The organism is Bifidobacterium criceti, from assembly GCF_002286935.1.
In the GTDB taxonomy this organism is placed as follows: Bacteria; Actinomycetota; Actinomycetes; order Actinomycetales; family Bifidobacteriaceae; genus Bifidobacterium; species Bifidobacterium criceti.
This window is the reverse complement of sequence record NZ_MVOH01000006.1, coordinates 157,454-181,379: the sequence shown is the minus strand read 5'-3', so window position 1 is coordinate 181,379 and position 23,926 is coordinate 157,454. Positions and strand designations below refer to the sequence as shown.

Below are 23,926 nucleotides of genomic sequence, written 5' to 3'. Positions count from 1 at the left end.
GGTTTCACGAATCATGAAGTCACGCGCATGCGCGCTCAGGCGGCGGATCATGCGCGCGCTCGCGGCGGCGCTCGCGCTCGCCGCCGCTGTGTCCGCCGCAGGATGCGGCACGTCGGACACGCGCACACAGATCAGCGTGTGGTCGTGGGAGCCGAGCATGGCCGCGCTCATCGCGGGGTTCGAGCAGGACAATCCGGACATCCATGTCACGCAGATCGGCACCGCCGATTATGCGAGGCTCAACGCGGCGATCCAGGACGGCTATGGCACGCCCGACGTCGTGCAGCTTGAGTATTTCGCGCTGCCGCAGTACGCCGTCAGCGGGCAGTTGCGTGACCTGACCGACCGTACGCAGGGGTACGGTGATTTCTATACGCCCGGTTCGTGGGCGTCCGTGCAGCTTGCGAAACGCGTCTATGGTGTGCCGATGGATTCGGGGCCGATGGCGTTCTTCTACAACGAGGATGTGTTCCGCCAGGCGGGCGTCGACGCGACGAGGATCCGCACATGGAACGACTATTACGAGGCCGCGAAAAAGCTCAAGAACATCGGAGTGTACATCGCGGCCGACGCCGGTGACGCGAGCTTCTACAACGCGATGATCTGGCTTGCGGGCGGCATCCCGTACGCGACGAGCGAGGACGGCAAAGAGGTGTCGATCACGCTCGACACCGATGAGGGCACGCAGGCGTTCACCGATTTCTGGCAGAGGATGATCGACGAGGAACTCGTCGACACGCGTCTCGTGACATGGTCGGACGCCTGGAAGCGGGCGCTTGGCTCGGGGCGGGTCGCGTCGATCTTCGCGGGGGCGTGGATGCCGTCGCTGCTGCTCGCCGATGTGCCCGGCACGGCTGGATTGTGGCGTGTCACGCAGATGCCGACGCGCAATGGTGCGCTCATGAACGCCGAGAATGGTGGTTCGGCGCTTGGTGTGCTCAATTCGAGCCGCAAACCCGATGCCGCGTTCCGTTTCATCGACTATGTGTGCCACAGCAGGGACGGCATCCGCACACGCGTCGATGGTGGTTCGTTCCCCGCGGACAACGCGACGCTCAACAGTGACGCGTTCCTTGACAAGACGACCGTCACGGACGCGCGTGGCATCAGCGTCCCGTATTTCGGTGGCCAGAAGTTCAACCGTGTCCTCTCGCAGGCCGCGCGCCATGTGAGCACGGGCTTCAGGTATCTGCCGTTCGAAGTGTATGCGCGCGCCGATTTCCGTTCGACCGTCGGCACCGCGTACGCATGGGCCAACAAGGAGACGCGCTATGATGACGCGGTGCGCCGCGTGCAGGAGGGGCGTCTCAAGGCGAAGGAAATGCCCGAGCAGCCGGGTCCGCAGGTCACGTTGCACGACGGCATCGAGCTGTGGCAGTCAGACCTCAAGGAGTATGGCACGAACCAGGGCTTCATTATGCGCTGAGCTGCGCGTGTGCGCAATCTGCTTCCGCACTGCGGTACGCTGCGGCGCCTCCCACCGTACCGTGGTGCGGGAAATTCCGCACCACGGTACGGTGGGAGGCGCCGCAGCGTACCGCAGTGCGAAAAGGGACTCTATACGATTATTGGTTGCGCTTGTAGATCGCGAGCATGCCCTTGAAGATGAGGTCGGGGTCGACGACGTCGATCATCGGTGTTTCGAACACGCGCGACAGGCCGCCCGTCGCGATCACTTGGAACGGTTCCGCGATTTCGCGGTGGAATTGGGTGATGATGCGTTCGATGCCGCCGAGGAAATCGTAGTACAGTCCCGCTTGGATCGCCGATTTCGTATTGTTCGCGAGGATCGTGCGCGGACGTGTGATCTGCACTTCCGGAAGCTGCGCCGTCGCGGACGAGAGCGCTTCCGCGGCCGTGCGGATGCCCGTCGTGATGAGGCCGCACGTGATTGTGCCGCGCGCGTCGACATAGTTGTACGTCGTCGCCGTGCCCATGTCGATGACGAGGCTGCGCCCGCCGTACGCCGCGTAGGCGCCGGCGCAGTCGGCGAGGCAGTCGGCGCCGAGCGAACGCGGGTCGTCGATGCGGATGTTCATGCCGGTTTTGATGCCGGGGCCGACGACGATCGGTTCGAGACCGATGAACTTGATGATGCTCGACGTGAACGAATGCATGACCTTGGGTACGACGGACGCGATGATGACATCGTCGACGTCGGTTGGTTTGAGGTCGTTCAACGCGAGGAACTGCAGCAGCATGAGGCCGTATTCGTCCGACGTGCGGTTCGCTTTCGTCGTGATGCGGTACGTGCCGAAGATCCGCTCGTCATCGTCGATGAACCCCATGACGATGTTCGTGTTCCCGATGTCGACTGCGATGAGCATGGCACTCCTTTGCCGTAGGCGAATCACCCGGGCCGCGGCCTGGGGGAAAGATATGGTCCGTCCTCTACAATACCGAACCGGTGGCCGACCCCGCGGGGCAGCCAACCGCCCGCCGGACGGCGACGCCGCCGGCAGGGGAACAATGCAACAATCCACAAGCGAATGGGAATCCCATGGCATCACAGCAAGGTGCGCACGGCACGGACGGCGCAACCGACAACAATACGAACGCGCACGACGCGCAGCAGCCAAACGCGGCGAACACCGGAACCAATCCGACGGGAACCGGCGGCGACGCGATGAGCACCGACGCGTCGCTCGCCGCGAAGACGAAGAAGAACGGCGGATGGAAGAACCACGGACCGTGGATCGGCCTCGTCATCGTCATCGCGATCATCGCCGCGATCATCATCGGCGTACGCGTCAGCAACGCGCACATGGACGCGAAGGACGAAGCGAACGCGTCGGCGACGGCGAAAACGGTCACGATCGGCCTCAAACTCGCGCCGACGAACCTCGACATCCGCAACACGGCGGGGTCGAGCCTCGACCAGATCCTCATCGGCAACGTCTACGAAGGACTCGTCGCGCGCAACAGCAAGAACGAAGTCGTGCCCGCGATCGCGAAAAGCTGGGACGTGAGCGACGACGGCCTGACGTACACGTTCCATCTCAACAAGGACATGACGTTCTCGAACGGCGACGCGCTCACGGCGGAAGACGTCGTATGGTCACTCGACGAACTGATCCACAAACAGTACCACGATGCGGACATGCTCAAGAACGTCGAGACGGTCGGCGCGAGCGGCGACGACACCGTCGTCCTCACGTTGTCGAAACCGTATTCGGAACTGCTGTGGGCGCTCACGGGTCGTGCGGGACTCGTGTTCGACAAGGATGCGACATACGTCGCGAAGACACAGGCGGTCGGCAGCGGCCCGTACACGGTCGAATCGTTCACGCCGAACGACTCGATCGTGCTCAAGGAGAACACGAAGTACTGGGGCGCGAAACCGAAGACGCCGACGATCGTCATCAAGTACTACGCGGACGACAACGCGGCGGTCAACGCACTCAAATCGGGAGCAGTGCAGGTCCTCGCGCCAATCACCGCGCAACTCGCCGAACCGTTCGAGAAGGACCCGGCGAAATACGTCGTCGAAGCAGGCGAAGGCACCGACAAATACGTGCTCGGCATGAACAACGCGAAAGGCCATCCGACGGCCGACAAGAAGGTACGTCAGGCGATCCGGTACGCGATCGACCATGACGAGCTCGTCGCCGCACGTGGGGGCGCCGACAAGACGCTCGGCGGCCCGATCCCGTCGCTCGACCCCGGATACGAGGACCTCACGAAGCTCTACCCGCACGACGCGGACAAGGCGAAGGCGCTGCTCAAGGAAGCCGGCTATACGAAGGAGCATCCACTCAAGCTCACGCTCACGTACCCGAACACGTACGGCAGCGAAATCGGCGACCAGCTGCGCTCGCAGCTCAAGGAAGTCAACATCGACGTCAACGTCAACGTCGTCGAGTTCTCGACGTGGCTGCAGGACGTGTACACGGACAAGGACTACGACCTGTCCCTCGTCGACCACAACGAGAGCCACGACTTCACCCAGTGGTCGAACCCCGACTACTACTACGGCTACGACAACAAGGACGTCCAGCAGCTCACCGGCGAGGCGCTCTCGGCGACGAGCGACGAGGAACGCGACGAGAAGCTCGCGAAGGCGGCGCGCATCGTGAGCGAGGACGCGGCCGCCGACTGGCTGCTCAACTACCGTGTCACGACGGCGATGGACAAGGGCGTCGAAGGGTTCCCGCTCAACATGAACCAGACGTACCTGCCGCTGTGGGACGTGACCTACACACCGGCGAAGTGACACAGGAACGGTCCGGACGATGATGAGGTATCTGCTGCGCAGGCTCGCGCTGTTCGTGCTTGCGCTCGCCGTCATATCGGCCGTCGTGTTCCTCGCGCTGCGCGTGCTGCCGGGGGACATCGCGACGATCATGGCGGGGCTCAACTCGCCGCCGGAACGCGTCGCCGCATTGCGCGAACAGCTCGGGCTCGACCGTCCGCTCATCGTGCAATACGGCGATTGGATCGGCGGCCTGCTGCGCGGCGACTTCGGCACGACGATGCTCACCGGACAGCCGGTCGCGTCCGTCGTCGGCGCCCGCGCGCAAGTCACGTTCCCGCTCATCATCCTCGGGCTTGCGATCGCGATCGCGATCGGCATCCCGCTCGGCTGCGCGTCGGTGCTCGCGACATCGGCGCGCGCCCGCGGCGTCTACCAGGCGGTTGCAATCATCGGCGGCGCGGTCCCTGCACTGTGGGGCGGCCTCATCCTCATCCTGCTGTTCGCGCGCGGCTCGGGCCTCCTGCCGATCCTGCCGGCGTCCGGATTCCCGCAAGGCGGATGGCAAGAACCGGCGCAGGCTCTCGCATCGCTCGTATTGCCCGCGCTCACGGTCGGCATCATCGTCGGCGCCTCGATCATGCGCTACACGCGTTCGGCGTTGCAATCGGTCGCCTCGACCGGCACGATCGACATGGCGATGGCATGCGGCATGGCGCGCCGTCAGGCGCTCATCCGCGTCGGCCTGCGGCTCGCGATGCCACAACTCGTCTCCGTGATCGGCCTCACGTTCGCCGAGATGATCACCGGCGTCATGGTCATCGAGAACCTGTTCGCGCTCCCCGGCATCGGCAGCGGCCTCGTCGGCGACCTCGGGCACCGCGACCTCATCGCCGTGCAGAGCGAACTGTTCATGCTCGCGGTCTTCTTCCTCGTCATCGGCCTGTTCGTCGATTTGACGCACCGCGCGCTCGATCCGAGATTGGGGGAGGACGATGACTGACACACCGAACAACGGCACTACAACCGCATCCGCAACCGGTGCACCACGTGGCTTCATGCGCCGCGCGGGCGTCGTCATACGCACGATGTGGGCGCGTGGCACAGGACGCTTCGCGCTCATCGTCCTCGGCGCATGGATCCTCGTCTCACTCGTCTCGCTCGTCTGGACACCGCATTCCATCTGGCAGACGAACGGCTACCACGTATGGGCGCGCCCATCGGCCGACCATTGGCTCGGCACGGATGGCACCGGAGCGGACGTGTTCAGCTGGCTCATGGCCGGCTCACGCACGAACCTGCTCATCGTCGTGCTCACCGTGCTCTTCGCCGCCGCGTTCGGCCTGCTGCTCGTCGCGATGCTCGTCTCACGCCACACGGCGCTCGCGCACGGCTCCGTCGTCGCGATTGACGCGTTGATCTCAATCCCGACCGTGCTCATCGCACTCATGCTCGCCGTGCCGCTTGGCGCGTCGGTCACCGTCATCGTCCTCGCGTGCGGATTCGGCTATGGCCTCAACCTCGCGCGCGTCGCGAGGCCGTCCGCGATGCTCGCCGCACGCAGCATGTACGTCGAATCGGCGCGCGCGAACGGCGCAAGTGCGCCCCGTGTCTTCTTCACGCACATCGTGCCGAACATCATGCCCGTGCTCATCGTGCAATGCTCATTGTCCGCGGGCACGGCCGTCCTCGCCGAGGCGGGGCTCACGTATCTCGGCGTCGGCGTGCCATCCGGTGTGCCAAGCTGGGGGCATTCGCTGAGCACATCGGTGCGGTTCATCAACATCTATCCACTCACCGTCCTATGGCCCGGCCTCATCGTGACGATCGCGGTCGTCGCGCTCAACCTCTTCGGCGACGCGTTGCGCGAAGCGGCCGACCCACTGACGAATCCACGATTGCGAGGTGCCGATGGGCGTCGTCATCAATGACCTGAACGTCGCCGTGTCCGGGACCCCGATCCTCGACGGCGTGCATCTTGACGTGCGCGACGGGCAGCGCGTCGGACTTGTCGGCCCCTCAGGATCGGGCAAATCGATGATCTCGCGCGCGATCATGGGACTCCTGCCGCCCACGGCGACATGCACGGGGTCGATCGCACTCAACGGCCGGCAGCTCGTCGGGCTTCCCGACGCCGAACTCGCCGCATTGCGCGGCGCGGCTGTCGGCATGGTCTTCCAGAACCCGGGCACCGCGCTCAACCCGCTCCTGACGGTCGGCCGGCAGATCGCGCTCCCGCTCGAACTGCACTACGACGTGTCCGCCGGGGAACGCGAGGAACGTGTGCGCGCGATGATGCACAAGGTCGGGCTCGCGGATGACCTCTACAAGCGGCATCCGCATGAGCTGTCCGGCGGTCAGCAACAGCGCGTCGGCATCGCGACGGCACTCATCACGTCGCCGCGTCTCATCATCGCTGACGAACCGACGACGGCGCTCGATTCGATGACGCAACGGCACATCGTCGACCTCCTCGTCTCACTCGTTGACGAAGCGGGCGCGGCATTGCTGTTCATCACCCACGATTTCTCGGTGCTCGCACATGCGACGCAGTACTGCTATGTGCTTGACGCGGGCCATATCGTCGAACAGGGGCGTACGTCGGCGCTCCTCGACGCGCCGCGCACGCCGCAGGCGTCGACGCTCGTGTCCGCGGCGCGCGCGCTCACCTTGCACGCCGACACGACGTCCACAGAGGGGACGTCCACAGGAGGGCGACGATGAACGAATCGACGAACGCGCGCACGGCACTGCTCGAAGGTGTCGACGTGCGCAAAAGCTTCGGTACAGGCGCACGACGCCACGAAGTGCTCCACGGATGCACGGTCCGCGTGCACGAAGGCGAATGCGTCGCCGTCATCGGCGGTTCCGGGTCGGGAAAATCGACGCTCACACGCATCCTCCTCGGACTTGAGACGTGCGACGGCGGCGATGTGCGCTTCCGTGGTGCGTCGATAGGCGCACACGGCGGCAGGCGCGGCGACGCCGGGCGCGCCGCGATGCGCGCGCTGCGGCGTGCGTCGGGCATCGTCTACCAGAACCCCTTCGCGTCGCTCGATCCGCGGTGGACGGCGTTCGATTCGGTGAGCGAACCGCTGCGGCTGCGCGGAGCACACGGTGGATGTGGCGACACGGCGCTTGAAGACCGCGTCGCCGACGCGCTGCGGCTCGTCGCGCTCGAACCGCGTGATTTCCTCTACCGGTATCCGATGGATATGTCGGGAGGGCAGGCGCAGCGCGTCGCGATCGCGCGCGCGATCGTCACCGAACCGCAGATTCTGCTCGCCGACGAGGCGATGAGCGCGATCGACGTCGCCGCGCGTCTGCAGATCCTCGACGCGTTCGCCGCCGTGCGCGCGCGCAATCCGAAGATGGGGATGGTGCTCGTCTCCCACGACCTCGGTGTCGTGCAGACGATCGCCGACACAATCGTCGTGTTGCACGACGGCGTCATCGTCGAACAGGGGAGCGCTGCCGACGTCCTCGGCCATCCGCAGGCGTCGTACACGCGCGACCTTATCGCCGCCGCGACCCTGTGAGCGGCAACCCCGTGTCTGGCGTACCCCACCATGTCTGGTGGCGACAACCCAACGCGGAATCGCATCGCCTGCACGCCGCCCCAAACCACCTTGCCCGGCGCAAAACCAGCCCACTTGCATGCTAATTCCGCGCTGCGGTACGCTACGGCGCCCCTCACCGTACCGTGGTGCGGGAAATTCCGCACCACGGTACGGTGAGGGGCGCCGTAGCGTACCGCAGCGCGGAACAGCCAAGACCCATGAGTGTCGTCATCCTTGATGGCGGCGGCCAGCTTCGCACCTATCGCGCCGGCAACGCTGCTGTAACACGGTGAGCATCCAGCTCGCGGGCGGGGGTGTTCATTATGCGGACAGTGCATTATTTGTTTGTCAGCGCGCTGTTATATGCTTCAACCATGATCAATCGTTCATGTTGTTGTTGTCGCTGACCGACGCCTCCGGCGCGCGGGTATCGACGCATAACTTGAAACGACAGGATCATTCATCGGCGGCAATCCGTCGCCATTATCCGGTGCATCATCCACAAACCCTTACGGGACAAGCGTATTCGGACGCTTCTGCGTAGGGTGGAGTGTGGGGAATGCGGATGTCCACATTGACTGTCCTTTCAGGAATACTGTGAATAAATCGGTTCCAAAGCGAGCTTGTGGCGCGAAGAAAACGCAAAATCAGACGCAGGAAAATACCGCCTGTGCCCATACGGAACATCACCCCACAAACCAACGCCAAAAGGAACCATCATGATGCATGACACCATCGCCGAGCGCATCGGCAACACCCCGATCGTCAAACTCCACAACATCATCGACGGCGTGCGCGCCACAATCGCCGTCAAAGTCGAATACTTCAATCCCGGCGGATCGTCGAAGGACCGCATCGCCGAACGCATCATCGACGACGCGGAGCGTGAAGGCAAACTCAAGCCGGGCGGCGTCATCGTCGAACCGACGTCAGGCAACACCGGCGTCGGCCTCGCGCTCGTCGCACAACAGCGCGGCTACCGCACGATCTTCGTCCTGCCGGACAAGGTGAGCGAAACGAAGCGCGCGGTGCTGCGCGCGTACGGCGCCGAAGTCGTCGTGACGCCGACCGACGTCGAACCGGACGACCCACGCTCCTACTACCGCGTCTCCGACCGCCTCGCACGCGAAATCCCGGGTGCGTTCAAACCGAACCAGTACTTCAATCCGGCGGGGCCGCGCAGCCACTATGAGACGACCGGACCGGAGATCTGGGAGCAGACGGACCACAAGGTCACGCATTTCGTCGCCGGCATCGGCACAGGCGGCACGATCTCCGGAACCGGCAACTTCCTCAAGGACGCGTCCGACGGCGCCGTGACCGTCATCGGAGCCGATCCGGAAGGCTCGATCTACTCGAACCCGAACGACATCCACGGGTATGACATCGAAGGGGTCGGCGAGGACTTCATGCCGGGCGCATATGACACGCACGTCGCCGACGCGATCGTCCAGGTCAGCGACGCAGAGGCGTTCCTCATGACGCGCAGGCTCGCGTCCGAAGAAGGCCTGCTCGTCGGCGGGTCGAGTGGCATGGCCGTCGCGGCCGCCGTGAAATACGCGAAGGCACACGACCTCGGCGAGGACGAGACCGTCGTCGTGCTGCTGCCGGATTCGGGACGCGGCTACCTCGAGAAGATCTTCAACGACGAATGGATGATCGAACACGGATACGCGGACGTCGTCGCCGCGACGACACGCCCGTCACTCGTCGACGAAGTGCTCCTCCCGGCGTGACGATGGCAGCGATGCATACAGGAACCCACGGGCACGGCACACATCTCACACATCCCACATACGGCACATCAGGAGACGACATGCATACGACAACCAAGCGCGCGGGCGGCGCAGTGTTCATCATCCACCACGCGCGGCTGCGCACCCACGGCGGCGGCAGCGTCACAAGCTACATCGCACAGCCGCACCATAACTGAACGCGCAGCTCGGCGCAATACAACACCACACCGCACACCCCCACAACCAGTAATCCATACGGCATGACAGACAAGGAACGACAGATGAGCACCTTCGACACGAACGAGACGACGACCTACGGCATCGCGACGCGCGGCATCCACGCAGGGCAGGAACCGGACCCGATCACGGGAGCCGTATCCACGCCGATCTATATGACGTCCACGTTCAAGCAGGACGGCGTCGGCGGCCTGCGCCACGGCTACGACTACAGCCGCTCCGTCAACCCGACGCGCGACTCGTTCACCGAGCAGCTCGCGGCCGTCGAAGGCGCGAAGCACGCGATCGCATTCTCATCGGGACTCGCGGCGATCGACGTGCTGCTGCGCTCGACGCTCAAACCGGGCGACGCGATCCTCATCGGCAACGACGTGTACGGGGGCACCTACCGCCTCCTCGCGAAGGTCTTCGTGCCGTGGGGCGTCGACCTCGACGTCATCGACATCACCGATCCGTCCGCCGTGAGCACGGCGCTCGCGCGCAAGTCGTACCGGTACATCTGGGTCGAGACGCCGTCCAACCCGCTCCTCAACATCACCGACATCGCGCTCACGTCGGCGCTCGCGCACGAGCATGGCACGCGCGTCGTAGTCGACAACACGTTCGCGTCGCCTGTGCTGCAGCATCCGCTTGACGACGGTGCAGACGTCGTCGTCTATTCGACGACGAAGTACATTGGTGGTCATTCGGATGTCGTCGGCGGCGCCGTCGTCACGAATGACGATGGAATTGCGGAGAGCGTCGCGTTCCTGCAGAACGCGGCCGGTGCCGTGCCGTCGCCGTTCGATTCGTGGCTTGACATCCGTGGTCTCAAGACGCTCGACCTTCGTGTGCGCAAGCACAGTGAGAACGCGCTGACGATCGCGCATTGGCTCGAAGGCCATGATGGTGTGGAGCGCGTCTGGTATCCCGGTCTCGAATCGCATCCGGGCCATGAGGTCGCCGCGCGCCAGATGCACGGCGGTTTCGGCGGCATGATCTCGGTCGAGATCGCGGGCGGTAAAGAGGCGGCCGAACGGTTCGCCTCGTCGACGCAGCTGTTCACACTCGCCGAATCGCTCGGTGGCGTCGAATCGCTCATCGAGGTGCCGGCCGCGATGACGCACATGTCGGTTTCCGGCACGGCGCTCGAAGTGCCCGCGAATCTTGTGCGTCTTTCGGTCGGCATCGAGGATGTCGACGACCTCATCGGCGACCTCGAACAGGCGTTCGACGCGCTCAAGTGACCTGAAGGCGCTTGACGCGAGCGTCCTGCGTTCCGTCGTGTCCGCGCGTCATAGCGACACGACGGAACGTGCTCAGTTGACTTGGCACTGGCCGGTGTGGACGCGGCGCGCGGCTTCGTCGGACGCGTCGGTCATCACATACCAGGTCGCCCCTTGTTCGGCGTTGTGCTGCAACATGTCGCGGTCGGCACCGAAGTACAGCGTCGCATAGCTGTTCGTGAGCGCTTCGGGGTCGACGCCGAGCGGCGGCTGCGTCGTGCCGCAAATACGGTGGATCAGCGCGTGCGCGAGTTCGTGTTTGACCGCGTTCGGATAGTAGATGTCGCTGATCTGCGCATCGAAGTCGTCGAGTCCCTGATTGATGTAGATGATGTCCTGTGTGACGGGGCAGTAGGCGCCAAGTGAACGGTCGTCGCCGAGACGCCCCGATGAGCAGACCTGGTGGACCGATTGGAAATCGTAGTTCGGCGTGAGGCCGACCGCTTTGGCGAGTGCTTCGCCTGTCTCAAGATAGGTGCCGTCCGCACCTTGGGTGATCGGCACGGCTGTGATGTTGTGTTCCCATTGTGCGATCGTCGCGTTCACGTCATCCGGTTTGGTGTATGCGGGTTCTTTGTCGCCGTCGACTTCGATGACGCGGCCGTCCGACGTTTTGATGCGTACGCTTGTGCCGAGTGGTTCACCGTTGAGCAATCGTTGTTCGAGTTCGTCGAGATAGTCGATCTGCCCTTGGTAGTAGTCGGTGATTTCCTGTGGGTCGGTTGTCGTGCGCGAGTCGCCGAAGGCGTTCGCGCTTTTGAGATCGGCGAGGATCGTCAGGAACGCGCCGAATTGTTTGACCCCTTCTTCCGAAAACTCAGGCAACGTGTCCTTGAGTTCGTCGTCCGACATGTTCATGTATTTGGCGTACATCGTATCGACCGCGGACTTGTACTGTTGGAAATCCTCCGAATCCGAGTAGCGGTAGACCTGTTCGTCGGTCACACGTCCGTTCGCGTCCACATAGTTGTCCGGGTCGTATCCGCGTCTGCGCAGGTCTTCCGTCGCGGCCGATGTGGCGTGGGTGATCGCGGCTTCGGTCATCGATCGCATCATATAGGCGAAGCCCCAGCCGATTGCGATGAATATGGCGATGATCGCCGCCGTCACGCCGATCGCGATCTTGACGCCGTTGCCGCCACGCTTGGGCGCCGCCGTGTCGAACGGTCCGGATGGGGTGCCTCCGCCGTATGGCATGTATGGCGGTCGGCCTGTGTACCCGTACGGCTGCTGCGCCTGCGGCGCGCCACCGGAACGATAGGGCGAATACGGTTGCTGTGGTTGCTGCGGCGGTTGCGGTTGTTGCGGGGAAGCGCCATGGTTCTGCCATCCGTATGGCGCGCTCCCTTGTCCGGGGGAGTCATAGGCGCCGTCCTGCGGGTAGCTGCCCTGCGAGTAGCCTTCTTGCGAATATCCGCCTTGGGCATAGCCGCCTTGTTCCCCGTACCCGTACGGTGCCGGTTGTCCGAATGGGTCTTGCGATGGGTCGTTCCCGTAGCTCATCGTGGTGTCCTCCTCGAAGTATGCGACGCCGCGGCACATCGTGCCCAACATATGCGGCATGGCCCCACATAGTCACTGTATCAGCGGCCGCCCACTTCGCCCACGGCATGACATGGCGCCGCGCTCAGTCCTCGAAATCGGCAATCGCCTGCATGAACCGCGCACCGTACTTCTCAAGTTTCGACGTACCGACACCGTTGACGTCGAGGAACTCGTCGTCGGTGTGCGGACGACGCACCGCCATATCACGCAACGCGCGATCCGAGAACACGATGTACGGAGGTTTGCCGATCTCACGTGCGATCTCGCGGCGCACTTCGCGCAACCGTTCGAACATCTCCTCATCCGAACCACCATGTCCGCCGCCGAACGTCGTCGGTTCCGCGGACGGTGCGGACGTTGCGGTATGCGCGGGCGTCTGCTCACGTTTCGGCCGCGTGATGCTCTTCATCTCATAGTGGAACGCGGGATCGATCGTTTCTGCCGCGCGCGGACCGAACATGACGATCGGCAGACGGCCCTCCGTGATCATCAGGAACCCATCGGACACCATCTGGTTGAGCACATCGCGCACCGTCGACTGCGGTACTGAAGCGAGTTTGCCGAATGTCTGCACATGGTCGAGCCCACGGTCGAGGATGTCCTTCGCCCGCGAACCGCGCAACACCGCGACGATCTTGCCGCTGCCATACGACTGAGCGAGGTCATGCACGCACATGCTGATCAGGCGCGCGATGTGCGAGACGTCGGTCGTCGAGAACGTGCTCTCGCAATTGACACAGCCGCCCACGCAATGCGGCGCCGCACCATCCGCACCCTCGTCCGTTTCGCCGAAATAGCGTGTCATATAGCGGTGCAGGCATTCGGTCGTACGGCAATAGCCGACCATCGTGTCGAGCAGATGCCGCTTCCAACGCCGCACCTGCTCCTGTTCGTCCTCGGTGAGGCGCTCGTTGCCGCCGCCGTTGTCGAGCAGACGGCGGCGCGTGACGATATCCGATTCGTTCCACAACAACGTGCAGCGGCTCGGCTCGCCGTCACGACCCGCGCGCCCGGCCTCCTGATAGTACGCTTCGATGCTCTCGGGCATGTTGTGGTGGATGACATACCGCACATTCGATTTGTCGATGCCCATGCCGAACGCGTTCGTCGCGACGACGAGCGGCACGGCGTCGGTCACGAAATCACGTTGCGCGCGCTCGCGGCGATCGGGCGTGAGTCCCGCGTGGTACGCGACGGCGATCGGTGATGTGGGGGAGGGCTGCGCCGCGCCCGCGCCCTGCCGTGCGCGCAGCTGCGGCACGAGTGTGTTGATTGTCTCGGCGAGTTCCTCGGTCTGTTTGCGCGTCGCGCAATAGATGATGCCGGATTCGTCGGCGTGGTCGGCGACGTAGTGCGCGATCCAGTTCGCCTTGTCACGTGTGCCGAGTTTGAGGATGTCGAAGTACAGGTTCGTGCGGTCGAATCCGGTGACGACGACCTTCGGGTCGTGCAGGCGCAGCATATGGATGATGTCGCGGCGCACACGTTCGGTCGCGGTCGCCGTGAACGCGGCGACCGTCGGACGGTCGGGGAGGGAGTCGATGAACTCGCCGATGCCAAGATACGACGAACGGAAATCCTGACCCCATTGCGACACGCAGTGCGCCTCGTCGACGGCGATGAGCGCGATGTCCGCATGGTTCGCGAAATTGCGGAAACGCGGCGTCTCAAGACGTTCCGGGGCGACGTACAACAGCCGGATATGGCCCGCGTTCGCCGCGGCGAGCACATCGTCCTGCTCCTCGGGCAGCAGTGAACTGTTGATGAACGCGGCGGGGATGCCGATCTCGTTCGCACCGTCGACCTGGTCCTTCATCAGCGAGATGAGCGGCGAGATGACGATCGTCAGCCCATGCAGCAGCACGGCCGGAATCTGGTAGCACAACGATTTGCCGGAACCGGTCGGCATGACGCCGAGCACGTCGCGCCCTTCGAGGATGCCGCCGATGAGCTCGCCTTGGCCGGGGCGGAACCTCTCGTATCCGAAGTACCTGCGCAGTGCGTCGAGCGCCTGTCCGTCAAGTTCCTGCTGCGAAATCGTCATAACGCACCAGTGTAACCGCCGCGTGCGCATGTGCCTAGATGCCGTGCGTGTGTGGTGTGGGGTCGGTGGTTTTGTGTGCGGAAAAGGGGCGCCGATGCACAACGGAAGGTAGGGCGTATGTAATTTGGATGGTAGGAGGTGGCATCATCCTCAAGGTTGATGCCGTCTCCGCCAGCCTCTCGGATTCATCCTGCAGCCCGATGCCGCGTCCCGTCCGCGGCCCGTATCTTGTAATCATCAAGCAACAAGGGCAGCGCACCAAGCGCACGGATGAAAGGACAGGATGATGGACTTCCTCAACACGATCTTCGGTTTCGACCACACGACGAACGGCATTCCGGCAACGTCGATGAACTCGGCGGCGACGGTCTCGGTCATGACCGAGCTCGCGGCCCGCGACGCGAAGTGATCCGCACCGCAAAACCGCCACAGACCAGGCAACACCACCATGATGTGCAGTTCGGGGGACGCCGCCAACGTAGCCGGCGTCCCCCGATCCGTTGTTGTGTGTCCTCACATCCTCACGTACCATGGGGGAGACGCCATCCCGACCTCGACGATGAAAGGCCGTCTTCATGCCGAACACTGTGACCATCCAGCAGGACACGCTGACTCCTGAACTGTTCCTGCAGTTGTACACCTCCGTCGGCTGGGATGCGCCCGGCATCGACCAGGTGCGCGCCGCGCTCGCGCACTCGACCGCCACATTCACCGCATACACCGGAGACGAAGCTGTGGGCATGGTCAGATTGATTGGCGACGGTGGCATGTCCTTCTACATCAAGGATTTCGCAGTCGTGCCCACCGCCCAGTCGCAAGGCGTGGGGCAAGCGCTCCTCTGCGAGCTCGAGCGTTGCGTGCGCAGCAGGATAGGGTCTGGCTGGGCTGTGAGCCTTGAACTCATCTCTTCGCAACATGCCGTTGGATTCTACGAGCGGCACGGTTTTGAGGCACGCCCCAACGCGTGGGATGGCCCGGGCATGTTCAAGATGGTCCGCGCATAGCGCATGGCGTGGCGCATACAATCCCCGTATGTCTTCCATCGCACCCGCCGCCATCCGCGCGCGTCTCGAATCGTTCGCCGACCCCGCATACAAGGCGTTCAACGCGAAACTCATTCCGAACGTCGACCCGGACACGATGATCGGCATCCGCGTTCCCGTGCTGCGTGCGTTCGCGAAGGAGCTGCGCCGAGGTGGCGCCGACGCCGCCGCGCCGTTCCTTGCCGACCTTCCGCACCGTTATTTCGAAGAGAACATGCTCCACGCGATCCTCGTCGGCGACGTGAGCGCAACGGTTCCGGACGCAATCGCGCAGCTTACGCGATTCCTGCCATACGTGGACAACTGGGCCGTGACCGACACGATCCGCATCCGCGCACTGCGCCGCGCCGACGCCGACATCCGCCAATGGCTCGACCAACTCGCGCAATGGATGCAAGGTGGTCACACCTATACGATCCGCTACGCGATTGTTGCGTTGATGACCGATTTCCTCGACGACCGTTTCGACACATCCCAACTGCAGCTGGTACAGGACGTCGATTCCGACGAATACTACGTGAACATGGCGCGCGCATGGTATGTCGCGACCGCGCTCGCGAAGCAATGGAATCACGCGCTTCCGCTGTTGCAGGACCGCCGACTCGATCCATGGACGCACAACAAGGCGATCCAGAAGGCCTGCGAATCCTACCGTGTGTCCGCCGAGCGCAAGGCCCTGTTGCGTGAGCTGCGCGTGTGATTGTGCCGCGGGCGGCCCCACCCCTTACAGCACCTTGTAGTACTGCAGCAGTTCGTACAGGCCGAGCAGGATGAGGATCACGCCGCCGAACGCGCCGCCTTTCGCGCCGACCTTATGGCCGAGCTTGTGTCCGGCGGACATCGCGGGCACGGTGATCGCGAGCGATACGAGCGCCGCGGACAGCGCCGCCCACCAGATATCGAGCCTGTGGCCGAGCGCGAGCGAGACGCCGACGGCGAGCGCGTCGAGGCTCATCGTCAGCGACAGTATCGACATTGATTTGACGTCCATTTTCGCGAGCAGGTCCTGCTGTTTCGCGTCGTCGTCGTTCTTGCTGAACGTTTCGCGCACCATGTTCGCGCCGATGAGCATGAGCAGGCCGTCGGCGATCCATTCGGCCACGGCGCTTGAGCCTTTCGAGAACAGGCTTGCGCCGTAGAATCCGATGATGAGCATGACGCCTTGGAATATCGCGAAATACAGTCCGGTGATCCACGGGTCCGCACGCCGCATGTGTTTGACCTGCACACCTTTGATCGTGCCGACCGCGAGTTCGTCGAGCGAGACGCTCACGCCGATGAGCAGGTATTTGAGGAATTCCACATCCGCCTCCAAGCTGGTACCGCCTATACCGCTCAACCTAGCCGTGTCCGCTCGGCGTGTGTGGTTGTGCGCTCGTCGCGTATCGAGCGGATGGTGGACAATGTGGTTCCCATGCACCAAGATGTCCGATGACGGCGCTTCCGTTCCGCGGTAGAGTGTGGACGAATCCATCCGTTGTATTGCATGAGAGATGAGGAACGCCGATGACACAGAGCATGGAAGACCAGACGATGGTGCCGACGCAGCACAAGAATGACGACGACAAGTGCGACGCGTGCCCGTTCAGGACGTGGGCACAACAGCATAAGACGTTGCTCATTGCCTGCTTCGGCGTGCTGGGGGTGCTTCTGCTGCTGATGTTCGCCAACCGCAAGACCGTGCTGAACATCGCGAACCAGCCGTCGCAGGCGGGCGGCAATACGGCGAAGGTGATGGTCATCGACAACCACGGGTTCTCGATGTTCCAGTGGATTACCATCGGCAACGGTTCGAACAACCATCCGACGAACAGCGGCAACACGTCGAACTGTGCCAACACAAAGCGCGCGTGAGCGCCGCGGAAGGGCCGTGTTGATTGATGTTCAGAGATGGACACTATGTCATCGCTAGCATTGCGCACCCGAACATCGTGCCGCCCGATGTTCGAAATGAGTCCCTATATTGTACGCTAAGCGCTTTAGTGTTCAGGATGAGCCCTCAAGTTGTGCATACGATGCTCGTACGATCGACGATTCTGTGCACTACATGTGCCTATGTTTGAGATGGGTCTTGATGTTAAGCGATCGGTTCTTTTGTGTTCAGGCAAGGGCGTTGAGATTCAGATGCGATTGGGTTTGTGGACGTCGTGGAACATTGATCGCCAAGTAAGAACGATGGAATCGCCGCGACGCATCACGCCTTCGCGAGCAGACCAGCAATGCATTCGGCAAGTTCTTCCGGAGGCAGCAGCGCGTACACGTCGCCGGACAGCTCGTCGATGACCGCCGGATCGAGTGCCTCCGTCATCTTTCGCGCATCGCCGCCGAACCGCTTGAGCAACATACAGCGGAGCGGCGAGCGCTCGCGTATCCGCGTGACCGTATACGCGCCGTCCTCAAGTGCCCACGCCACTTGCGTATGCTCGTCGTCGTCGAGTTCCTCTTTGCCGGGGTAGAGTGCGCGTTCCATGAGTTCGTAGAGCACATCGAGCAGACCGGTGTCATCGGTCGCCGCACCCTCGTCGAGTACGCGTACGATGCGCTGCGGATCAACTTGTTCGATCGATTGCGCATAGCTGTCTTCCAACTCGTGATCCCTATCTGCATACGGTGCCATGCTTTGCATCGTAAGATATGAGCCTGGCATCCGATACGCGCGATGCGTGAGCGCACAAATCGCGTTTCCGCTTGCACAGCAGAGTTGTGAACGGACACCCTGTGTGCAACGCTCCCATGGTAATCACAACTGTGCGATATTGTTCGAAAATATGTGCATGTATGCGCATACAACACATCGATTGTATGGTTCTGTTCGATTCCGGATGATGTAGTCGGGTGCCGCTGAGCCACCCAAGTCATATCTTGATTTTCCGATCGATTTTACGATTTATGACCTATCCCAACTCCCACCATCACCACTGACAATACGTGAGCAGTCGCAGCCGCCATGTTATCCCGATGGAACCGACATCGTATCCCGCGATCGTGTCGCCACGGCCACGCGTTGTATCCTGGATCCAACCATTCGTCCGTGAAAAGAGGATGTATGTCGGCTGAAGCACCAAACAAACCGTGGTTTCAGATTAGATAGAACAAATGTTCGACTACTTCTGACGTTCGCTGGGTCAGAAAGTTAACATTTTGGTATATGATGGTCCCATGACCGTCGAACAAAAGTCCGAAGATACTGCGTTGAAACTCATTGCGACCTTGCGTCAGTCAATGACGCGCAAGCAACTTGCCGATGCCCTGTCGGTAACGACGCAGACTGTTGAGCGTTGGGAAACTGGCAAAACGGAGTGCAAGGCCGGATATGTTCCTGCGCTCAAGGAACTGTATCATGGTACGACTCATGAGGATGGTCTCGATTTTTCCCTCATTGATCTCTTTGCGGGGATCGGCGGCATTCGACGCGGTTTCGCTCAAGCTGGCGGCCATGCTGTGTATTCCAGTGAATGGAACAAGTACTCCGTATGTACGTATCGCACCAATTACGGTTTTGCGGATGAGGTCGACGGGGACATCACGCAGGTGAGTGCTGATGACATACCTGATTGTGATGTGGTACTTGCGGGGTTCCCTTGCCAGCCATTCAGCCTTGCGGGCGTATCGAAGAAACGTAGTCTGGGGCGTGACACCGGTTTCAAGGATAAGACACAAGGTACTTTGTTCTTTGATGTGGCGCGGATTATCGCTGCAAAGCGTCCGGCGGCATTCCTGTTGGAGAATGTGAAGAACTTACAATCCCATGATGGTGGGCGTACATTCCAGGTGATACTTGATACGCTGCAAAATGAGCTTGGTTATGAGGTGCATTACAAAGTCATCGATGCTCAACACTTTGTTCCTCAGCATCGCGAGCGAATCTATATTGTTGGTTTCCGTTCTCCGACCCACTTTACGTGGGATGATTTACGCTATCCTGACCATACTCCGAAGTTGCAGGACATCCTGCACAAAACGGATGGGACTGAACCAGAGCTACCGTGGGACAAAGGTAGGTATTTTGATTATGAATCCAATACGGTTCCGGAGAAGTATACATTGACTCCACGTTTGTGGCAGTATCTGCAGGATTACAAGGCGAAGCACGAAGCGCTGGGGCATGGATTTGGTTTCGGACTTGTGACGCCGGATATGGTGTCACGTACACTATCTGCCCGCTATCATAAAGATGGGTCTGAAATCCTCGTGGATCAGGGGGAAGGACGGCGTCCGCGTCGCCTGACTCCTCGAGAATGTGCACGTTTGATGGGATATCCAGATGAATTCCGTATTCCCGTATCCGACACACAGGCTTATAGGCAATTCGGCAATAGCGTTTGCGTGCCGGTCATTGCCGAGATAGCACGTTTGATGAAGCCTTACATCATGGACATTAAATCATTGGAAGACGATGGGATCATGGAGGAGGATAGCCTGCGGAATATTGAGAACGCGAAGAAGATGGCCATCGCCAACGCTAAGGTTTGATGTCAACTACACTGTGAGGGTATGAGCGATATGAATGGCATCCGAGAGGCCGCCGGTGATGTTGCGCCTTGGTATGACACGATTACTTTGGATGAGGTTCTGGAGAAGTTCGAAGCCATAGGAGCCCATGCGGTATGGGCTAAATACTTGGTAAGGAACAACAATTCCAAGAATCAGATTTATGTGGCCCCGAATGTAAATAAATTGGCTTTCCTACCGATGGGTCATCCTGTCTATACGCCGGGAAAGTCGCAAAAGCCTGGATTAAATAAATCAAAGAGAACACGTGAGCTGGTACGTATTCCATTGAACTGGACTTGGATTGATGAGGATGGTGAAGAATACGCTGCGCCAAAAACAGCATTCAGTTACTATCCGCAGTATCCTGAGGTTCGCTTGAGTGGTATGTTGTCTGGCTGCCCTGCGGCGCCCAGCAAACTGTTCAATATCGAACATCAGGGACATGACGAAGGAAGAATTCTGTTCCTAGGAGTCGTTGGTAATCCTGATTCTTCGGATGCCCATATCGCTGCCATTGCAACCGGGAAGGATGCGCCAGCATCGCAGGAAGTCTTGGGGGCGGAAGAGTTTATGCCGGGAACGCTTTTTGCGGTGCCCTTCAGCTCTTCTGTGGAGGAGATTGAGCGTGATTCTAAGGAGCATATCGGCAAGGCAGATGAATTCAGTGTGTTGAGTAACGCGTTGGAACATATTGTCGGTTATCCGATAATTCCTTGGCGCCTTCGCAATGATGGCACAAGGGAGGATCCTTACAGAAGCCCGAATGCGCCTGGGCTGACGTTGGAGGCTGAATTAGGCGTTGGGGAGAACGCGATTCCGGGACCTGATTTCGACATCTGGGAACTCAAAGCATATAAGGTTGATGATTTTCAAAAGCCTTTCAGCAGTCATCGCATCACATTGTTCACGCCGCAACCGGATTTTGGTGTAATAACAGATATAGGACAGTCAGCGTTTGTTGAAACATATGGTCATATCAATGAGAAATATGCGTCTCGTGGTATTGAACGATATGATTTCACCACTAAGGATTTTAACGGAATTGGGCAGGATGATCCTAATGCAGCGTTGGATCTACGCGTTTTTGGTATGGATGGTAATTCCTACAGCATGAGTGGCTCCGTGTCGCTAGTGGATCGAATCACGGGAGTGATTGTTGCTGGATGGTCATTTACCAAGCTACTTGGGCATTGGCAGAAGAAACATGATAGGGCGGCCTATATTCCATATTGTACATTTGGCAGTAAAGAAGATTATTGTGTCGAATATGGGCCGAACGTGTTATTGGGCATGGGGACGGATTTTGGAATGTTCCTCAATGCATTCCAAGAAGGGGAGATAGTTTTCGATCCAGCATTTCATATCAAGAGACGTGAAGACGGTGGCTGGGAGACCAAGTCTAGGAGTCAGTTCCGTATAGCGCTCGGGAATTTGGATTCAATCTATGAATCTGTGAAGGAAGTTTCCGTGGAAGCTCGATGAAGGATTGTCTGCTCTCAATGCGGCGACTAGAGAGAGCAGACATCTATCGCTGGTCATTGCGTGCATTATTTGCGCGGAGACAAGATGCTGGCGGCGAATCCTCGTCGTATCGCCTTGCTCCGAAGATCCCAGAGTAGCTCCACTTCCGCATCGGTCAATTCGACAGACCGCTCAAGTTTGCCAAGAGCCGCCAAATCTTGTTGAGTGTTATTGGAGTTACGCTCGCGCCAGCGCATGAAGATGTTCCAATTCTGTGAGGGTATTTTTTGCAGGTATGAACGTTTGTCATCTACGGACCATGATTCAGATTGCACCGTGGAGGATGAGGAAGATAAAGCAATCACCTTTTCCTGCGATTCAGTGGTCGCTAATGACTGGCTCTGCCTGTGTAAGGGTGCCGTAACAGGGGCAGTCTGCTGTGTAATCGTAGATTGTCTTTGACGGTGAGGGGTCTGATGAGATGGTCCCAGAGGATCATCTTTCTTCTCTGGCTCGATTGGCTTGGGGTGTGTCGGATTGGGGTTCGCTGTATCAGGGGTCAGACAGCTGGGGAATGTCTTCAGCTGTTCCCAGCATTCAGTATGCTTGGCCCATTCTGAGCAGTTGGTGACAGGGCGTGATGGATCGTTGATGACATCGCTAGCTTGTTTGGCTGCTCTCATGAGGTGCCCAAGCATTTCTGGGCCTATGCTTTGCGCATTCCATATTTCGGAGAAGTTGCACTGCAAACCAGCTCGGTATAAATCATAGGAATATTTTGCTATCGCGTACTCTGCGATATTCATCTGATATGCACCAAGATACCAATTCATCTTTTTGATGTTTCTGTGTGTTGTATCAAAAATAATGCGTTTGCACACTAATTCTTTGAAATAATCTTTATCTACTTGACTAATTATTTTCTTGTCATTTGTTTCAATGGCAAATTTGGCAAAGCACTTTTGTGAGCCAAGGCTAGCTATTTCCGGGAACCCCTGCCAGCACATGAGATATTTGGCAGCATCAACCATCTTGATTCGTTGTCTTGTCGGATTGGCTTCCGTGAACTGCTTGCGCTGGGCGCCTTGCAGACGGCTCTTTTCGACATCATATTGACCCCGTACCCGTTCGTAGTACCAGCGTGTTTGACGTTTGCCGGCCACCAAAGGCGTGAGTACCGTTCGGGATATCTGTTCAAGCTTGACTTGGAACTCACTATTGGCGGAGAAATCCGCTTCAGCTACCTTATTTTGACTATTGGTAAAACGAGATATATCAGGAATAAGATTCCTGGATTCAGTGGGATCGACAACGACAAGCTTGACGGGGATCACCACTTTTTCAAGTTCCGCGTTCGATGATGTGTTCCCTGTATAGTAAATCGACGCAGTGGTCTGTCCGCCGTTGACAATCTGCAGGTCGGTAATTGATGTGATGTTGCCGAGTGTGTTGAACTCTACGTTGGAAGCTGTCGCGGTAAGCCCGTTGTTGTATGCTACAAAACGATTCGGTGCCTCGAGTATGGTATTGCGGATTCCTTTGTTGATCTTGCCTCTCATAGACAGGAATGAACGGACGTTGGATTCCATGAGCTTCGAGCCGTATTCCTGATAGAGCTTCGCGAGCACATCGCCAGTCAGGAACAGCAGATAGGTTTTCATGCTGGTGTCGACTACCGGCGCATGAACAGCTGGGACACCGGGATTGTCAAGGTGAACGACTAGGTTTTCGCTACTTCCGGTTATCTCGGCTGCATCGCGTAATCGAGCCAAGTCCCATAGATGCGCCTCGATGCCGATTCCGCCTTCTTTTTTAGTTGGGGAATAGATATCCTGCACGGGCTGAATACCGGCATCACGCCCAGTGAATTCCCTATCCGTGATGTAGTACAGCCGGACTCGGCGAATACTGTCTTTGTGCTCGTGCATAAACTGAGCAAGTCCATAGACCTCGGAACTTTCTTCGGCTTGCTCCAAGAATGTGCCTTTGAGTGCGGAAATTACGAAATTCCGCATGCCTTGAAGACTTCTCTTGTATTCCAGTGTCTGAATGGTGGGTAATTCTTTGTTTTGATGGATGGAATAATCGTTGTCGCATCCGATGATGACGATGGATTCGTCTTGGTCATAGGAGGAGAAATCATAGCCATCTACCATCATGAAATTACTGCTGCCCTGACCGTGGAAGAAGTAGGGGGCGGGTGCATATTCTGCGATTACATCATTGTTGCGTAGGAGCTCGCAAGCGACATTGAAGAACGCCTCTTGATCCAACAGTTCTTCCTCGGCGGCATAGTTCTGCACTTGCTCAACAAGGTCGTGATGGTATTCTTCAAGTGATTCCATTGGG

Annotated in this window: 20 protein-coding genes; 14 read left to right on the top strand and 6 right to left on the bottom strand. The window is 59.8% G+C overall.

Features of this window, described 5'->3' with window-relative positions; all coding sequences use genetic code 11:
- Positions 1 to 49: 49 nt before the first annotated feature.
- Complete coding sequence (locus B1526_RS02470) at positions 50 to 1,426, top strand: extracellular solute-binding protein (protein WP_235607012.1); 1,377 nt, start codon at positions 50 to 52, stop codon at positions 1,424 to 1,426.
- 139 nt (positions 1,427 to 1,565) lie between these two features.
- On the opposite strand, the gene B1526_RS02465 is transcribed toward B1526_RS02470, so the two are convergent.
- Complete coding sequence (locus tag B1526_RS02465) at positions 1,566 to 2,327, bottom strand: type III pantothenate kinase (RefSeq protein ID WP_095614527.1); 762 nt, start codon at positions 2,325 to 2,327, stop codon at positions 1,566 to 1,568.
- A gap of 299 nt (positions 2,328 to 2,626) precedes the next feature.
- On the opposite strand from B1526_RS02465, the gene B1526_RS02460 reads away from it, so the two are divergent.
- The 7 genes from B1526_RS02460 (at position 2,627) to B1526_RS02425 (ending at position 10,951) form a co-directional block, all read left to right on the top strand.
- Complete coding sequence (locus tag B1526_RS02460) at positions 2,627 to 4,213, top strand: ABC transporter substrate-binding protein (protein WP_095614697.1); 1,587 nt, start codon at positions 2,627 to 2,629, stop codon at positions 4,211 to 4,213.
- Positions 4,214 to 4,235: 22 nt separating this feature from the next.
- Complete coding sequence (locus tag B1526_RS02455; protein ID WP_095614696.1) at positions 4,236 to 5,195, top strand: ABC transporter permease; 960 nt, start codon at positions 4,236 to 4,238, stop codon at positions 5,193 to 5,195.
- 55 nt (positions 5,196 to 5,250) lie between these two features.
- The gene (locus B1526_RS02450; protein ID WP_235607011.1) at positions 5,251 to 6,123 is read left to right on the top strand and encodes an ABC transporter permease; all 873 of its coding nucleotides are present in this window, start codon (positions 5,251 to 5,253) and stop codon (positions 6,121 to 6,123) included.
- The gene (locus B1526_RS02445; RefSeq protein ID WP_095614525.1) at positions 6,104 to 6,916 is read left to right on the top strand and encodes an ABC transporter ATP-binding protein; all 813 of its coding nucleotides are present in this window, start codon (positions 6,104 to 6,106) and stop codon (positions 6,914 to 6,916) included. Before B1526_RS02450 ends, B1526_RS02445 begins: the two co-directional genes overlap by 20 nt.
- Entirely contained in the window at positions 6,913 to 7,731 is an 819-nt protein-coding gene (locus tag B1526_RS02440) for an ABC transporter ATP-binding protein (RefSeq protein WP_095614524.1), read from the top strand. Before B1526_RS02445 ends, B1526_RS02440 begins: the two co-directional genes overlap by 4 nt.
- Positions 7,732 to 8,471: 740 nt before the next feature.
- Positions 8,472 to 9,488 (top strand): pyridoxal-phosphate dependent enzyme, encoded by a 1,017-nt coding sequence (locus B1526_RS02435; RefSeq protein WP_407640981.1) that lies wholly within the window; start codon positions 8,472 to 8,474, stop codon positions 9,486 to 9,488.
- 281 nt (positions 9,489 to 9,769) lie between these two features.
- The gene (locus tag B1526_RS02425) at positions 9,770 to 10,951 is read left to right on the top strand and encodes a cystathionine gamma-synthase (RefSeq protein WP_095614522.1); all 1,182 of its coding nucleotides are present in this window, start codon (positions 9,770 to 9,772) and stop codon (positions 10,949 to 10,951) included.
- Positions 10,952 to 11,023: 72 nt separating this feature from the next.
- Here the strand turns inward: B1526_RS02425 and B1526_RS08885 are convergent, their stop codons facing one another.
- Both B1526_RS08885 and B1526_RS02415 read right to left on the bottom strand, forming a co-directional pair.
- Positions 11,024 to 12,553, bottom strand: coding sequence for a hypothetical protein (locus B1526_RS08885; RefSeq protein WP_106408090.1), 1,530 nt, complete (start codon positions 12,551 to 12,553; stop codon positions 11,024 to 11,026).
- 64 nt (positions 12,554 to 12,617) lie between these two features.
- Positions 12,618 to 14,579: a RecQ family ATP-dependent DNA helicase gene (locus B1526_RS02415; protein WP_095614521.1), complete on the bottom strand. Its 1,962-nt coding sequence runs from the start codon at positions 14,577 to 14,579 to the stop codon at positions 12,618 to 12,620.
- Positions 14,580 to 14,862: 283 nt separating this feature from the next.
- Here B1526_RS02415 and B1526_RS09360 point away from each other — a divergent pair, with 283 nt between their 5' ends.
- From B1526_RS09360 to B1526_RS02405, 3 genes are all read left to right on the top strand, one after another.
- A complete protein-coding gene (locus B1526_RS09360; RefSeq protein WP_268802219.1) occupies positions 14,863 to 14,988 on the top strand; it encodes a hypothetical protein in 126 nt (41 codons plus the stop codon).
- Positions 14,989 to 15,154: 166 nt separating this feature from the next.
- Positions 15,155 to 15,583, top strand: coding sequence for a GNAT family N-acetyltransferase (locus B1526_RS02410; protein WP_095614520.1), 429 nt, complete (start codon positions 15,155 to 15,157; stop codon positions 15,581 to 15,583).
- Between the two features lie 28 nt (positions 15,584 to 15,611).
- Positions 15,612 to 16,322 carry a DNA alkylation repair protein gene (locus tag B1526_RS02405; protein WP_095614519.1) on the top strand — a complete coding sequence of 237 codons (711 nt, stop codon included), beginning with the start codon at positions 15,612 to 15,614 and terminating at the stop codon, positions 16,320 to 16,322.
- Between the two features lie 24 nt (positions 16,323 to 16,346).
- Here B1526_RS02405 and B1526_RS02400 read toward each other — a convergent pair whose 3' ends face one another.
- Positions 16,347 to 16,925 carry a manganese efflux pump MntP gene (locus tag B1526_RS02400; RefSeq protein WP_157908673.1) on the bottom strand — a complete coding sequence of 193 codons (579 nt, stop codon included), beginning with the start codon at positions 16,923 to 16,925 and terminating at the stop codon, positions 16,347 to 16,349.
- Positions 16,926 to 17,128: 203 nt separating this feature from the next.
- Here B1526_RS02400 and B1526_RS02395 point away from each other — a divergent pair, with 203 nt between their 5' ends.
- Positions 17,129 to 17,476, top strand: coding sequence for a hypothetical protein (locus B1526_RS02395; protein WP_095614517.1), 348 nt, complete (start codon positions 17,129 to 17,131; stop codon positions 17,474 to 17,476).
- A gap of 340 nt (positions 17,477 to 17,816) precedes the next feature.
- On the opposite strand, the gene B1526_RS02390 is transcribed toward B1526_RS02395, so the two are convergent.
- Positions 17,817 to 18,239, bottom strand: a complete 423-nt coding sequence (locus tag B1526_RS02390) for a hypothetical protein (RefSeq protein ID WP_095614516.1) — start codon at positions 18,237 to 18,239, stop codon at positions 17,817 to 17,819.
- Between the two features lie 542 nt (positions 18,240 to 18,781).
- Here B1526_RS02390 and dcm point away from each other — a divergent pair.
- Both dcm and B1526_RS02380 read left to right on the top strand, forming a co-directional pair.
- Positions 18,782 to 20,095, top strand: a complete 1,314-nt coding sequence (gene dcm, locus B1526_RS02385; protein WP_095614515.1) for a DNA (cytosine-5-)-methyltransferase — start codon at positions 18,782 to 18,784, stop codon at positions 20,093 to 20,095.
- A gap of 21 nt (positions 20,096 to 20,116) precedes the next feature.
- Complete coding sequence (locus tag B1526_RS02380; RefSeq protein WP_095614514.1) at positions 20,117 to 21,598, top strand: MvaI/BcnI family restriction endonuclease; 1,482 nt, start codon at positions 20,117 to 20,119, stop codon at positions 21,596 to 21,598.
- A gap of 65 nt (positions 21,599 to 21,663) precedes the next feature.
- On the opposite strand, the gene B1526_RS02375 is transcribed toward B1526_RS02380, so the two are convergent.
- Positions 21,664 to 23,922, bottom strand: coding sequence for an AIPR family protein (locus tag B1526_RS02375; RefSeq protein WP_095614513.1), 2,259 nt, complete (start codon positions 23,920 to 23,922; stop codon positions 21,664 to 21,666).
- Positions 23,923 to 23,926: the final 4 nt, after the last annotated feature.

Bases quoted from the DNA above. Each gene is read 5' to 3' on its own strand.
- B1526_RS02470 (WP_235607012.1), top strand. From the start codon at position 50: ATGCGCGCGCTCGCGGCGGCGCTCGCGCTCGCCGCCGCTGTGTCCGCC.
- B1526_RS02465 (WP_095614527.1), bottom strand. From the start codon at position 2,327: ATGCTCATCGCAGTCGACATCGGGAACACGAACATCGTCATGGGGTTC.
- B1526_RS02460 (WP_095614697.1), top strand. From the start codon at position 2,627: ATGAGCACCGACGCGTCGCTCGCCGCGAAGACGAAGAAGAACGGCGGA.
- B1526_RS02455 (WP_095614696.1), top strand. From the start codon at position 4,236: ATGAGGTATCTGCTGCGCAGGCTCGCGCTGTTCGTGCTTGCGCTCGCC.
- B1526_RS02450 (WP_235607011.1), top strand. From the start codon at position 5,251: ATGCGCCGCGCGGGCGTCGTCATACGCACGATGTGGGCGCGTGGCACA.
- B1526_RS02445 (WP_095614525.1), top strand. From the start codon at position 6,104: ATGGGCGTCGTCATCAATGACCTGAACGTCGCCGTGTCCGGGACCCCG.
- B1526_RS02440 (WP_095614524.1), top strand. From the start codon at position 6,913: ATGAACGAATCGACGAACGCGCGCACGGCACTGCTCGAAGGTGTCGAC.
- B1526_RS02435 (WP_407640981.1), top strand. From the start codon at position 8,472: ATGATGCATGACACCATCGCCGAGCGCATCGGCAACACCCCGATCGTC.
- B1526_RS02425 (WP_095614522.1), top strand. From the start codon at position 9,770: ATGAGCACCTTCGACACGAACGAGACGACGACCTACGGCATCGCGACG.
- B1526_RS08885 (WP_106408090.1), bottom strand. From the start codon at position 12,553: ATGCCGCATATGTTGGGCACGATGTGCCGCGGCGTCGCATACTTCGAG.
- B1526_RS02415 (WP_095614521.1), bottom strand. From the start codon at position 14,579: ATGACGATTTCGCAGCAGGAACTTGACGGACAGGCGCTCGACGCACTG.
- B1526_RS09360 (WP_268802219.1), top strand. From the start codon at position 14,863: ATGATGGACTTCCTCAACACGATCTTCGGTTTCGACCACACGACGAAC.
- B1526_RS02410 (WP_095614520.1), top strand. From the start codon at position 15,155: ATGCCGAACACTGTGACCATCCAGCAGGACACGCTGACTCCTGAACTG.
- B1526_RS02405 (WP_095614519.1), top strand. From the start codon at position 15,612: ATGTCTTCCATCGCACCCGCCGCCATCCGCGCGCGTCTCGAATCGTTC.
- B1526_RS02395 (WP_095614517.1), top strand. From the start codon at position 17,129: ATGACACAGAGCATGGAAGACCAGACGATGGTGCCGACGCAGCACAAG.
- B1526_RS02390 (WP_095614516.1), bottom strand. From the start codon at position 18,239: ATGGCACCGTATGCAGATAGGGATCACGAGTTGGAAGACAGCTATGCG.
- dcm (WP_095614515.1), top strand. From the start codon at position 18,782: ATGACCGTCGAACAAAAGTCCGAAGATACTGCGTTGAAACTCATTGCG.
- B1526_RS02380 (WP_095614514.1), top strand. From the start codon at position 20,117: ATGAGCGATATGAATGGCATCCGAGAGGCCGCCGGTGATGTTGCGCCT.
- B1526_RS02375 (WP_095614513.1), bottom strand. From the start codon at position 23,922: ATGGAATCACTTGAAGAATACCATCACGACCTTGTTGAGCAAGTGCAG.